Source organism: Pseudomonas sp. R1-18, assembly GCF_051132095.1.
In the GTDB taxonomy this organism is placed as follows: domain Bacteria; phylum Pseudomonadota; class Gammaproteobacteria; order Pseudomonadales; family Pseudomonadaceae; genus Aquipseudomonas.
Window position 1 is genome coordinate 1,989,985 of record NZ_CP071658.1, and the last position, 13,231, is coordinate 2,003,215.

Annotated in this window: 9 protein-coding genes and 1 pseudogene; 2 read left to right on the forward strand and 8 right to left on the reverse strand. The window is 62.6% G+C overall.

Annotation, left to right across the window (positions count from 1 at the left end; genetic code table 11):
- Positions 1-83: 83 nt before the first annotated feature.
- On the forward strand, positions 84-1,118 hold the full coding sequence (locus J3P77_RS09100; protein ID WP_434681222.1) for an OmpA family protein: 1,035 nt from the start codon (positions 84-86) through the stop codon (positions 1,116-1,118).
- Between the two features lie 246 nt (positions 1,119-1,364).
- Here J3P77_RS09100 and cobA read toward each other — a convergent pair whose 3' ends face one another.
- The 7 genes and pseudogenes from cobA to J3P77_RS09135 form a co-directional block, all read right to left on the reverse strand.
- A complete protein-coding gene (gene cobA, locus J3P77_RS09105) occupies positions 1,365-2,108 on the reverse strand; it encodes a uroporphyrinogen-III C-methyltransferase (protein ID WP_434681223.1) in 744 nt (247 codons plus the stop codon).
- Between the two features lie 10 nt (positions 2,109-2,118).
- The gene (locus tag J3P77_RS09110; protein WP_434681224.1) at positions 2,119-4,848 is read right to left on the reverse strand and encodes a nitrate reductase; all 2,730 of its coding nucleotides are present in this window, start codon (positions 4,846-4,848) and stop codon (positions 2,119-2,121) included.
- 26 nt (positions 4,849-4,874) lie between these two features.
- A pseudogene (locus J3P77_RS09115) lies at positions 4,875-6,074 on the reverse strand (NAD(P)/FAD-dependent oxidoreductase); the annotation flags it as partial.
- 278 nt (positions 6,075-6,352) lie between these two features.
- Entirely contained in the window at positions 6,353-8,014 is a 1,662-nt protein-coding gene (locus J3P77_RS09120) for a protein kinase domain-containing protein (RefSeq protein ID WP_434681225.1), read from the reverse strand.
- A 7-nt stretch (positions 8,015-8,021) separates the two neighbouring features.
- The gene (locus J3P77_RS09125) at positions 8,022-9,233 is read right to left on the reverse strand and encodes a nitrate/nitrite transporter (protein ID WP_434681226.1); all 1,212 of its coding nucleotides are present in this window, start codon (positions 9,231-9,233) and stop codon (positions 8,022-8,024) included.
- Between the two features lie 331 nt (positions 9,234-9,564).
- Positions 9,565-10,140: an ANTAR domain-containing response regulator gene (locus tag J3P77_RS09130; protein ID WP_434681227.1), complete on the reverse strand. Its 576-nt coding sequence runs from the start codon at positions 10,138-10,140 to the stop codon at positions 9,565-9,567.
- Positions 10,141-10,152: 12 nt separating this feature from the next.
- Positions 10,153-11,361 carry a CmpA/NrtA family ABC transporter substrate-binding protein gene (locus J3P77_RS09135; RefSeq protein WP_434681228.1) on the reverse strand — a complete coding sequence of 403 codons (1,209 nt, stop codon included), beginning with the start codon at positions 11,359-11,361 and terminating at the stop codon, positions 10,153-10,155.
- 261 nt (positions 11,362-11,622) lie between these two features.
- On the opposite strand from J3P77_RS09135, the gene J3P77_RS09140 reads away from it, so the two are divergent.
- Entirely contained in the window at positions 11,623-12,648 is a 1,026-nt protein-coding gene (locus J3P77_RS09140) for a quinone-dependent dihydroorotate dehydrogenase (RefSeq protein WP_434681229.1), read from the forward strand.
- Positions 12,649-12,773: 125 nt separating this feature from the next.
- Here the strand turns inward: J3P77_RS09140 and rmf are convergent, their stop codons facing one another.
- On the reverse strand, positions 12,774-12,989 hold the full coding sequence (gene rmf, locus J3P77_RS09145; RefSeq protein WP_002553055.1) for a ribosome modulation factor: 216 nt from the start codon (positions 12,987-12,989) through the stop codon (positions 12,774-12,776).
- Between the last annotated feature and the right edge of the window lie 242 nt (positions 12,990-13,231).

A 13,231-nucleotide genomic window follows, 5' to 3' on the forward strand; every position in this document is an offset into this window, starting at 1 on the left:
ATCGGCAGGTTCTGTTAGACTGCCGACGAGTTGTCCCCCGGTATGCGGGACTGCTTTACAATCACCAGATGGGGATTTAACGGATGAAACTGAAAAACACCTTGGGCTTGGCCATTGGTACTATTGTTGCCGCGGCATCTTTCGGCGCACTGGCACAAGGCCAAGGCGCAGTCGAAATCGAAGGCTTCGCCAAGAAAGAGTACTACGACAGCGCCCGTGACTTTAAGAACGATGGCAATCTGTTCGGCGGCTCCGTTGGCTACTTCCTGACCGACGACGTTGAATTGCGTCTGGGTTACGACGAAGTTCACAACGTTCGCAGCGAAACCGGCAAGAACATCAAGGGCTCCAACACTGCCCTGGACGCTCTGTACCACTTCAACAACCCGGGCGACATGCTGCGTCCGTACGTTTCCGCTGGTTTCTCCGATCAGAGCCTGGGCCAGAACGACCGTGGCGGTCGTAACGGTTCCACCTTCGCCAACGTTGGCGGCGGTGCCAAGCTGTACTTCACTGAAAACTTCTACGCCCGTGCCGGCGTTGAAGCTCAGTACAACATCGACCAGGGCGACACCGAGTGGGCTCCTAGCGTCGGTATCGGCGTAAACTTCGGTGGCGGCAGCAAGAAAGTTGAAGCAGCACCTGCTCCAGTAGCTGAAGTGTGCTCCGACAGCGACAACGACGGCGTCTGCGACAACGTCGACAAGTGCCCAGACACCCCGGCCAACGTTACCGTTGATGCTGATGGCTGCCCGGCAGTTGCCGAAGTGGTTCGTGTTGAGCTGGACGTGAAGTTCGATTTCGACAAATCCGTAGTCAAGCCTGACAGCTACGGCGACATCAAGAACCTCGCTGACTTCATGCAACAGTACCCATCGACCACCACCACTGTTGAAGGTCACACTGACTCCGTCGGTCCTGACGCTTACAACCAGAAACTGTCCGAGCGTCGTGCAAACGCCGTTAAGCAAGTTCTGGTTAACCAGTACGGTGTTGGCGCTGGTCGCGTGAACTCGGTAGGCTACGGCGAAACCCGTCCAGTTGCTGACAACGCAACTGACTCTGGCCGCGCTGTTAACCGTCGCGTAGAAGCAGAAGTAGAAGCCCAGGCTAAGTAATTAGTCCGCTTGTACTGAAAAGCCCGGCTCATGCCGGGCTTTTCTTTGCCTGCGATTTACTGCTTCAGAGGTGCAGAGCACCGTACTCCCACAGGCTGCGGCCTGCTGCTGAATGGTGGGAGGCAGCTTGCTGGCGACGGGGCTGGTACATCCACGGTGGATTTTGTGCCTGAAATACCGCTGTCGCGAGCAAGCTCCCTCCCACAGGTCCGTATTCCTGATAGTGAACTCGGCGCACTTTCACGCTCACGCACTGGCCAGCGAAAGCTCCAGCGCAACGGCACCCTGTGCCGCCACCGCGCCTATCACGAGCACGGCAGGGCTTTTGAGTTCGAATGCCTGGGCATCGCGGTGCATCTCGGCCAGCGAGCTTCGGCATTCCCTCTGGACGGGCAGCGAGGCGTTCTCGATCATCGCCACGGGCATGTGCGGGCTCATCCCGCCGTTGAGCAGGTCCTGGCGAATCTGCGGCAGTTTCGCTACGCCCATGTAGATCACCAGCGTCGTGCCACCCTGCGCCAGTGCCTGCCAGTCGAGCGTGCTGTCGTCCTGGGTGTGCGCAGTAATAAGGGTGACGCCGCGACTGATGCCACGCAGGGTCAGCGGGATGCCGCACTGTGTCGCGCCTGCCAGCCCAGCGGTGATGCCGTTCACCAGTTCGACTTCGACACCTCGCGCCTGCAGCCACTCGGCTTCTTCGCCACCCCGCCCAAAAATGCACGGATCTCCGCCCTTGAGCCGGACCACGCATTTGCCCTGACGAACATAGCGCAGCATCAGCCGATGGATGAATGCCTGAGGGGTGGAGCGGCAGCCGCCGCGTTTACCGACCGCGACGATGCGTGCGCCCGGGCTGTGCTCCAGCACCGCGCTGTTAACCAGATCATCAATCAGCACCACGTCCGCTTCGCGCAGTGCGCGCACGGCCTTGAGCGTCAGCAGCTCGGGATCGCCAGGGCCTGCGCCCACCAGCCAGACTTTTGCACTCATGCTGCATTCCTCATTCAGTGACCATGACGGCATGGATCAGACGTTTGATTTCCGGTACACAGGAGCCGCACTGCGTGCCGCATCCCAGTTGAGCCTTGAGCTGCGGCAGATCAAGCCCGCGCTCGATGGCCTCGACCACCGCGCTCTGGCTGACGTTCTTGCAATTGCACAATGTCTTGTCACGAGTCTGCGTGGCGTGTTTGCCGGGCTCGGCGCTGATCGGTGCCAGCAGCCAGCGGCGCAGCGACTCGTCGACCCGGCCTTCCAGCCAGAGGTTCTGCAGCCAGTGCCGGGCCAGGGTTTCGCCCGCCAGGCGCAACGCCGTAATGCGGCCTTCTTCGATACGCACCCGCTTGCCCACCGAACGCTTGGGATCGTCGTACGTCAGCACCGGCCCGTCGTTCAGCCCAAGCAGTCGGTCGATGAACTGAAGCCGTTCCGGGTCGGGCGGGCAGGCTGCCGCCGCGCGGATCACCAGCGCGGGGCGCTCTCTGCCAACCGGCCCGAGGCTGGCGTAGCCGAAGTCTTCACACAGTGGCCGCAATGCATCTAGCAGAGGCTGAACGTCGCCTTCGACCAGCGCGAAGAATTCCCATGGCAGATTGGCCGGTTCGAGGCAAATCGCGGCCTGTTTGAGCTCTGGCTGCCTGGACAGTGGATCGAACGCAGGCAAAGTCAGGCTGTTTACGCCCCCCTTGAGGAAGCGGTCGCCCCAGTGCATCGGCAGAAATGCCTGACCGGCCAGCAGGCTGTCGTCTGCCGTGACAGGCACAACCAGTTGCCCGCGACGGCTGGTCACGCGGACCAGGTCGCCGCTCTGTAACTGATAGCGCCGCAGTTCGTCGGGATGCAGGCCCAGAAGCGCCTCGCTGACGTGTCCGAACAGACGGGCGGCAGTGCCGGTGCGGCTCATGCCATGCCACTGGTCGCGCAGGCGGCCAGTGTTCAGGGTCAGCGGAAAGTCCGCATTGCGCGGCTCTCGAATCGCCACATACGGGTCGCTCACGAAGCGCGCGCGGCCAGAGGATGTGGGGAAGCGGCCATCGCTATAAAGCCGCGTCGTGCCATGGCTGGTGCCAGCCGGGAACGGCCATTGTTGCGGGCCGCGCGCATCGATCAACGCTCTGTCGATGCCAGTCATATCCAGATCGCGCCCGGCGGTCAGTTGCTTGAATTCATCAAACAGCGCTTCGGTATCGCGGAAGCCGAACAGATCGGCGGCTTGCGGCTTCAGCCGGCGTTGCAGGCGGCGCGCGAAGTCCACGGTAATCGCCCAGTCCGGACGCGCTTCGCCGGGGGCAGGGACGGCCGGCCGGACGTTGGAAAGACGTCGTTCGGAATTGGTGACAGTTCCTCGCTTCTCGCCCCAGCTCGCGGCAGGCAGCAGCAGGTCGGCGAAGGCTGCGGTTTCCGTGGTTTTGAACGCTTCCTGAAGGACGACGAAAGTGCAGGCCTGCAACGCCTCGCGAACGTTCTGCTGGTCGGGTAGCGACTGGGCCGGGTTGGTGCAGGCAATCCACAGTGCCTTGATCTTGCCGGCGCGCATCTGGTCGAACAGTTCGATCGCTGAAAGACCCGGGCTGGCCGGCAGGCTGTCGACACCCCAGTATTCGGCGACCTCGGCGCGATGTTCAGGGTTGGCGACTTCCCGGTGGCCCGGCAGCAAATTCGACAAGCTTCCGGTTTCCCTTCCGCCCATGGCGTTCGGCTGACCGGTCAGCGAGAAAGGCCCGGCACCGACGCGGCCAATCTGACCCGTGGCCAGATGCAGATTGATGAGTGCGCTGTTCTTGGCGCTGCCCGCAGTGGACTGGTTAAGCCCCATGCACCACAACGACAGAAAGCTCGGCGTGGTGCCAATCCACCGCGCACATGCGAGCAGCTGTTCCACGGAAATACCGCAGATCGTCGCCACCCGCTCTGGCGGGTAATCGCGGACCAATGCCTGCATCTCGGCATAGCCTTCGGTGTGCTCGGCGACGAACCCGCTGTCTGTAAGGCCATGGCTGATGAGCAGGTGCAGCAGGCCATGAAAGAGCGCCACGTCGGTGCCCGGCTGAATCGCCAGATGCAGGTCCGCCAGTTCGCAGGTGTCGGTGCGCCTTGGGTCAATGACGATGATTTTCATATCCGGCCGTCGGACCTTGGCTTCTTCGAGGCGACGAAACAGCACCGGGTGGGCGTAGGCCATATTGCTGCCGACGATCATCACGCAATCGCTGGCGTCGATGTCCTCGTAACTGCATGGCGGCGCATCGGCGCCCAGACTGCGCTTGTAACCAACGACCGCCGAAGACATGCACAGCCGCGAATTGCTGTCGATGTTGTTGGTGCCGATCAGGGCGCGGGCCAGCTTGTTGAGTGCGTAGTAGTCCTCGGTCAGCAACTGGCCGGAGATGTAGAAGGCAACGCTGTCCGGCCCGTGCTCGCGAATGCTGTCGGCGAACACATCGGCGGCATGTTCCAGCGCGCTGTCCCAGTCGGAGCGGGTTCTGCCCAGCTGTTTGCCCAGGCGCAGCTCGGGATAGAGCGCGCGGGCCGAGAGGTCGCCGGTCAGGTGCAGGCTGGAGCCCTTGCTGCACAGTTTGCCGAAATTGGCCGGATGCTCTGGATCACCGCTGACGTCCAGGATTCGCTCGCCGTCGTGGGCGATCAGCACACCGCAGCCGACACCGCAGTAGCAGCAGGTGGACGCCGTGACCTGAACGGCCGGGCCAGTCGGGGCAGCCAGGCTGTTCATGCACACGCTCGCTGTATCGGATTTGGCTGGCCGAACATCAGATGATCGCGGATCGGGCCGATGCTGCTGCTCTCGCGGATCTGTTGCAGATACCAGCTGCCATCGGCGGTATCGCCGTACAGGCACGCCCCGACCAGCACGTCCTCTTTGATAATCAGCTTTTTATAAACGCCACTGATGGGGTCAGACAGCGTGATGCTTTCGGTGCCTTCGCCGCCGAGAAAATCCCCTGCTGAAAACAGGTCGATGCCGGTAACTTTCAGCTTGGTCGAGGTGACCGAGCCGGGGTAACGGGCAAAGCCTAGCTGGGCCAGATGATTGGCGCAGACTCTGGCCTGCTCGAACAGCGGCGCAACCAGCCCGTAGGCGATGCCACGGTGGCTGACGCACTCGCCAATCGCATAGATACGCGGGTCATAGGTCTGCAAGGTGTCGTTGACCAGGATGCCGCGATTGCAGGGTAATCCGGCCTGTTCGGCCAGCTCGATGTTCGGGCGGATGCCAGCGGCCATCACCACCAGATCGGTTTCTATTTGGTCACCGTCGGCCAGTTGCACGGCGTTGACCCGGCCGCCTTCGTCACCAAGCAGCGCCTGGGTCTGCGCGCCGAGGCGAAACGCCAGACCGCGCTGTTCGAGCGCCTTTTGCAGCATTTGGCCGCTGGTCGGGTCCAGTTGGCGTTCCAGCAGGGTCTGGCCGTTGTGCAGCACCGTCACCCGCATGCCGCGCAGGGCCAGGCCGTTGGCTGCTTCCAGACCGAGCAGCCCGCCACCGATCACGACCGCGCGGCGATGGGTCCTGGCCGTGTCGATCATCTGCTGCGTATGACCGATGTCGCGATAGCCGATGACGCCATCCAGGGTGTTGCCCGGAACCGGCAGGATGAACGGGCTGGAGCCGGTGGCTATCAGCAGTCGGTCGTAGCGGGCTTCGGTGCCGTCGTCGGCGATCACCCGGCGTCTGACCCGGTCGATTTTCACCACGTGACGGTTGAGCAGCAGATGGATGCCGTTGTCCCGGTACCAGGCCAGATCGTTGAGGACGATGTCGTCGAAGGTCTGTTCACCGGCCAGCACGGGCGACAGCAGGATCCGGTTGTAGTTGGGATACGGCTCGGCGCCGAAGACTGTGATGTCGTACATGTCGTCGCGCAGCTTGAGAAGCTCTTCGAGCGTGCGCACGCCGGCCATGCCGTTGCCGATCATCACCAGTTTGAGTTTTTCCATGTCGCCTCCGAGTAGCACCAGCGCGAGCCCGGTTTTTCTCGCGCAAACAAAAAAGGCGCCCCGCCAGTTACCTGACGAGGACGCCTTTGTCCGAATCCCGTTCTCTCGGGGAGCGCCGTCTTCGTCGTTGAAGGCAGTCGCGTATGAATGATGTCGGCAGAAGCAATGCAGTGGTCGTGCCAGGTTGGGGAAGCCCGGTACAGCGGAGTTTCAGGACGACTAGCCTGCGGATCGTGCACCGCATTGAAGCGGCGCGCACAGAAGCGGGGCGCAAATACTCAATGGCGGGCAAGCCAGGAGAATACCGCCACGAGGTTGGCCAGTAACGATACCAGGGCCACGGTGCGCCACACCTTGAGCGGTTCTCGTTCGAGCAACGGGCGAGGGCGAGCGGCCGGTGGCCGGTGTTCAGCCTGTTCCAGTTCCAGCAGCCATTGCTCGGCGGTTTCATAGCGTCGAGCGGGATCGGCCTCCAGCGCTTTGCTCAGGCTATGGTTGAGCCAGTCAGGAAGGTCCGGCCGGTAGCGGCTGGCCGGTGCCGGAATGCCGAAGCGCCGATGCTGGAACGCCTCGATTTCCCCGTACGGGTAGTGCCCGGTCAGCAAGTAATACAGAGTGACGCCGACCGAGTACAGGTCTTGCGGTGGCGCAGGTTCTACACCGCCAAATGCTTCGGGCGCGATGTAGCTCGGTGTGCCTGGCAGGTCGTTGACATTGCGCGCCGAGAGCCCCGGACAGAACGCCAGGCCGAAATCCAGGACGCGCAGCTCGCCGTCTTCGGCCAGCAGCAGGTTTTCCGGTTTGATATCGCGGTGAATGATATTGCGTCGGTGCAGCAGGCCGACAGCTTTCAGTAATCGGTTCGCGACAGCCTGCCATTCGGCAAGCGGCAGCGGGCCGGAGGCGGAGAATACAGCGGCGAGCGTACGGCCCGGGTGCTCGCGCATCACGTAATACAGGTGCTGGCGATTCGGCAGCGGATGGATCTCGGGGAAGAAGCGCCCGGCGACGCGGCGCAGGAACCATTCCTCCAGCAACAGGCTCTGGCCCGCCGCAGGTTCATCGTGGCGGCTGTTTGGCAAGGTCTTCATCAGCCATGGCATGCCTTGCGCGTCCCGGACCCGATAGACAACCGACTGACGCGACTGGGCCAGCGGCTGATCCACCTGCCATCCCTCAAACGCCTGGCCGGACTTGAGCGTTGGCGGCAATGGCCACTGCTGCAGCTGCAGCAGCGCATCGCCCAGGTCATCGGCGCCAAGGCTCGCGACCTGGATCAGCAGAGCGCTGGCGTTATCCTGACTGCCGGCCAGATGGGCGGCATCGACCAGCGTGCGGACTGCCGCGTCAAGATCCGCCTGTTCATTGAGTATCGAACGGATGCTGGTGTCGCCCAGCGTCGCCCAGACACCATCACTGACCAGCAGCAAGCGTTCGCCTTCACCCAGCTCGCCGTCGAGGTAGTCCATCACCACGTACTGATCCAGGCCCAGCGCGCGCTTGAGCACATGCTGCATGTCCGGCTGCTCCCAGACATGGTCCTCGCTGATGCGCGTCAGTTGTCCGGCCCGCCAGCGATACGCCCGGCAGTCGCCGACGTGGGCCAGGGTAAAGCGTCGACCGCGCAGCACCAGCGCACTCAGGGTGGTCAGCAGCCCGTTGGCGACCAGCCAGCGATTCTGCGCCAGCAGCAGACGGTCCAATGACTGCGCGACACCCCAGGTCTCGGGTGTTGAGTAGTAATCCAGCGCCAGTGCCTGCAACGTTGACTGCGCGGCCAGCGCGCCATCGGCGCACTGGCTGACGCCGTCGGCTAGGGCGAACAGGTAGCCCTTGCTGGCGGCAAGGGCCGGCGCGGGCGTGACCGAGCGCAGCGCGTCCTGATTTTCCGGGCGCGGGCCGCTGGCGCTGAACTCGGCGAACTGCAGTTGCAGGCCCATCCGCGGGTCAGACCCGAGCAGCTGTCACGGCGGCCGAACCCCAGGTTGTTCTCCAGCGACGCTTGACGTTCATCAAGCCGAACCAGGCCAATACCGCGAGGCCCGCGAACAGCCACAGGCCGAGCTGATAGTCGCCGCTGTGTTGTTTGATGGCGCCGAGCCCCGCTGCCAGCAGGAAGCCGCCAATGCCGCCCGCCATGCCGATCAGACCGGTCATGACGCCGATTTCCTTGCGAAAACGCTGCGGGACCAGTTGGAACACCGCGCCGTTGCCTGCACCCAGACCGAGCATCGCGGCAACGAACAATGCCAGCGCCGCCCAGGAACTGGGCAGGTTGAAGCCGACCGCGGCGATGCCGATGGCGGCGATGGTGTACATGACGGTGAGGGTGCGGATGCCACCGAACCGGTCGGCGAGCGCGCCGCCCAGCGGGCGCATCAGGCTGCCGCCGAACACGCAGGCCGCTGTGTAATAGCCTGCGGTGATCGGGCTCAGGCCGTACTGGTCATTGAAATAGCCGGGCAGGGCGCTGGCCAGACCGATGAATCCGCCGAAAGTCACACTGTAGAAAAACATGAACCACCAGCTGTCGCGGTCGCCCAGCGCCTTGAGGTAATCACTCATGGATTTTGGCTTGGCGCGTTCCGGCGCGTTGCGTGCCATCAGGCTGAACGCGACCAGCGTCAGGACCAGCGGGATCAGCGCCAGGCCGAATACATTGCCCCAGCCGAAACTGGCCGCGAGCACCGGTGCCAGCAATGCCGCCAGTACCGTGCCGGAGTTGCCGGCGCCGGCAATGCCCATCGCCTTGCCTTGATGCTGCGGTGGATACCACTGTGAAGCGAGCGGCAGCGCGACGGCAAAGGACGCACCGGCCATCCCCAGGAACAGGCCGAGGATCAGGGCCTGTTCGTAAGTATGAATGCCCAGCTGCCAGGCGCCGAGCAGGGCGGCGATCACGATGACCTGGCCGATGATGCCCGCTGTCTTCGGTGAAAGCTGGTCGGCAAGCAGCCCCATCAGAAAGCGCAACACCGCACCGGCAAGGATAGGGGTAGCGACCATCAGGCCGCGTTGCTGGGTGGTCAGTTGCAGGTCGGTGGCGATCTGTACCGCCATCGGGCCGAGCAGATACCAGACCATGAAGCTCAGGTCGAAGTACAGGAACGCTGCGAACAAGGTCGGTTTGTGGCCGGCTTTCCAGAAGCTTGTATCCATTGCACACCTCATCATCGGCTAGTGGGTCGGGCCTTGACCGCGACTCGAAGGAATCCAGACGTTGTGGCGAAGCGCAGCGCGCACCGCCGGCCCCGTTCATCAGGGCCAAAACGCAAAAACGTCGCCTCTGTTCTGCCGGGGCAGATCAGATGGGCGACGTCTTTGTCGTAAGGGGTGGCAACCGCCTTTGGCTACCGGTGATGTTTGTTTAGCAAGAGGTGGGCCAGATTCGGAAGGGCGTCATGCTTTTCCGTAGCAGCGGTGATGGGAGGCGTCTGGAACTGGCGCTGCGCGCCAGGGCTCCCCAATCCGCCCGGCAGGCAATGTGGTTCTATCCAAGCAATTCGCTCATCGCAATGATCTGCTCGGCCACCTGAATCAGCTTCTGCTGACGGCTCATCGCCTGGCGACGCATCAAGGTATAGGCCTCTTCTTCGTTGCAATCCTTCATCTTCATCAGCAAGCCCTTGGCCAGTTCGATGCGTTTGCGCTCGGCCAGTTGCTGGTCGCGGGCCTGAAGCTGCGCGCGCAGCGCCTGGTCGCTTTCGAAACGGGCCATGGCAACGTCGAGAATCGGCTGCAAGCGCTGGGCGTGGATGCCTTCAACGATGTAGGCGCTGACCCCTGACTTGATCGCCTGACGCATGACGCCGGGATCGTGTTCATCGGTAAACATGACGATCGGCCGCGGCTGGTCGCGGCTGACCAGCACCACTTGTTCCAGTACATCGCGGCCCGGCGACTCGGTATCGATCAGAATCACATCCGGGCGCAAGGCCTGAACACGGGCGGGCAGGTCAATCATCAGACCCGATTCATCGATTACCTCGAAACCCGCTTCGCTCAAAGCGGCCTTCAGGCGCCCGACTTTCTTTGCCGTGTCATTGATCAGCAAAATACGCAGCATCTTCTGGCCTCCTCAATGACTGGCGACGGGTGAGCGTTCGGCCATCGCATGCAGCTTGAAGCTGCGCGCGTAGGCCCTCGGGTCGCTGCCATCCCAGATCTTGCCGTCGATCAGCTGACTGCTGCGCAGCGGTGTGGCTGGAATATCGATGCCGAGCGCCTCCGCCGCCTGGCGATAGAGCGCCAGTTGCTGTACGCGGCTGGCTACCGCCAGATAATCGGGGTCGTCGCGCAGCAGGCCCCAGCGGCGGAACTGGGTCATGAACCACATGCCGTCCGACAGCCATGGGAAATTCACTTCGCCTGCGCCATGGAAGCGCACTGCGTGGTTGTCCTGCCATTGGTTCCCCAAACCGTCGCTGTAGCGACCGAACAGCCGTGGCTCGATACAGTCCAGCGGCGCGTCCAGGTATTCTGCGCCGCTCAGCAGCTGGGCGGTACTGCGGCGGTTTTCCGGGCTTTGCTCGATGAACCGGCTTGCCTCGATGACCGCCATGATCAGCGCGCGGGCGGTGTTGGGATTCTGTTCGACGAACTCCCGGGTACAGCCCAGCACCTTGCCGGGATGGTCGGGCCAGATCGCTTGGCTCGTGGCCATGGTGAAGCCCAGCTCGCGTGATACGGCGCTGGCGCCCCAGGGTTCGCCGACGCAGAAGCCATCGATGCGGCCGGCTTGCAGGTGTTCGACCATTTGCGGTGGCGGCACGACCACGCTGTCGACATCCTCCAACGGATGGATGCCCTGGCTGGCGAGCCAATAGTAGAGCCACATGGCATGGTTGCCGGTGGGGAAGGTCTGCGCAAAGGTCAGTTTTGATCCGCTTTGGTGCGCGCGCCTGTCAAGTGCCTCAGGAGTGACCACGCCGGCGTCCTGAAGCGGACGGGACAGGTTGATGCACTGGCCGTTCTGATTCAGCCCCATGAGAATCGCCATGTCGGTCGCCGGACCGCCGCCGATGCCCAACTCGACTGCGTAGGTCATGCCGTACAGACTGTGCGCGGCCTGCAACTGGCCGCTGACCAGTTTGTCGCGCAGGCCGGACCACGAGGTCTGGCGCTTGAGGTTGAGGGTCAGACCATACGGCTGGGCAAATCCCTGTGTGGCGGCGACAACAAGTGAGGCACAATCGGTGAGCGCCATGAAGCCCAGGTCGACACTGGACATCTCCGGCGCATCGCTGCCGGCCACCCACGCGAGCGGATTGCGTTTCGGTGTGTTCATAGGGCTTGCTTCATCAAGATCACGTCCATAAAAAAGGCGTCGCTCGGCCCACTGCATCAAGCAAGGGCCCAGGCAACGCCATTGTCCATGCACTGCTCCGCCGTTGGAGACAGTGTCGATATCTGGTTGAAGCAAGGCATATGCCAGCGCGCGGGCAGGCACGCGCCGCTACGGCTAAGTTTGCCGTGCATCTCGCCTGCGCGGCCTTCACACGGCTATAATCGCGCCCTGAATTCAGCTTCTCACGAGCCTAGCCCGCCCATGTATAACCTGGCCCGCCAGTTATTGTTCAAACTCTCCCCGGAAACCTCCCACGATCTGTCGCTCGACCTGATCGGTGCCGGCGGGCGGCTGGGCCTCAATGGGCTGATGTGCAAGGCGCCCGTCAGCCTGCCGGTGACGGTCATGGGACTGCAGTTTCCCAACCCTGTCGGTCTGGCGGCCGGGCTGGACAAGAACGGCGCGGCCATCGACGGCTTCGCGCAACTGGGTTTCGGCTTTGTCGAGATCGGTACTGTGACGCCACGCCCGCAACCGGGCAATCCCAAGCCGCGAATCTTCCGCCTGCCAAATGCCGAGGCGATCATCAATCGCATGGGCTTCAACAATCTGGGCGTCGATCACCTGCTCGGCCGTGTGCAGGCGGCGCGTTTCAATGGCGTGCTGGGTATCAACATCGGCAAGAATTTCGATACGCCCGTTGAGCGCGCGGTCGACGACTACCTGATCTGCCTGGACAAGGTCTATGCCCATGCCAGCTACATCACGGTCAACGTCAGCTCGCCGAACACGCCGGGCCTGCGCAGCCTGCAATTCGGCGATTCGCTCAAACAGCTGCTCGAAGCGTTGAGCAAGCGACAACAGGAGCTGACCCTGGCGCACGGCAAGCGCGTTCCGCTGGCGATCAAGATCGCTCCGGACATGACCGACGAGGAAACCGTGCTGGTCGCCGCCGCGCTGATCGAATCGGGGATGGATGCGGTCATCGCCACCAACACCACCCTGAGCCGCGAGGGCGTTGCAGGATTGCCGCACGCCGACGAAGCAGGCGGTCTGTCGGGTGCGCCTGTGCGTGAGAAGAGCACCCACACTGTGCGGATGCTGGCCGGCGAACTGGCCGGGCGTATGCCGATCATCGCGGCGGGCGGCATTACCGAAGGGCGGCACGCGGCCGAGAAGATCGCGGCTGGCGCGAGCCTGGTTCAGGTGTATTCCGGGTTCATTTACAAAGGGCCGGCGCTGATTCGCGAGTCAGTCGATGCGATTGCCGCAATGTCACGAGGCTGAGTGGATTGCAGGGAGAAGGGGGCTCATCAAGAGCCCCCGGGTCTAAGCCCGCCGCCCGGGTGGGGCGTGCATGGTGCGAAGGTGAAGATCAGTCGATGGGTCTTGATGGACTGGTCGGAATTACCTCATCCGACCGCGTGAAGTTCGTTGAGTCTGTGGATTCCCGCAGTACCGGTCATACCGTCCCAATTGTCGCCACGTCCTTCTCGCCAGCCGTTGATCCATGCCTGGCGTACCGAGGGCAGAGTAAAAGGGCAAAGTTCACGGGATTTACCATGAACGCCGTACTGATATCCGCGTAAAAATGCTCTTTCCAACGGATCACGCTTAAGTCTTCTCATAGGGTATTGCCCTCGTCTGTTGACTGTTACATCCCTTGGACCTCATGGTGAGGTCGGGCAGAAAGTTCTGCCGTTGGTGCCCGCTGCCGGCGTCGCGGGCCTTGGTGTCGTTACCATTGCAGTGACGACCTGAGGTGATTTCTAACCAAAGCACCAGGTGCTGTGAATGACCGTTTTGTCATAAGCACGTCACATTCCGGCGTCTGGGGCGATAAGCAGGACGGCAAAATAAGAATTATTTA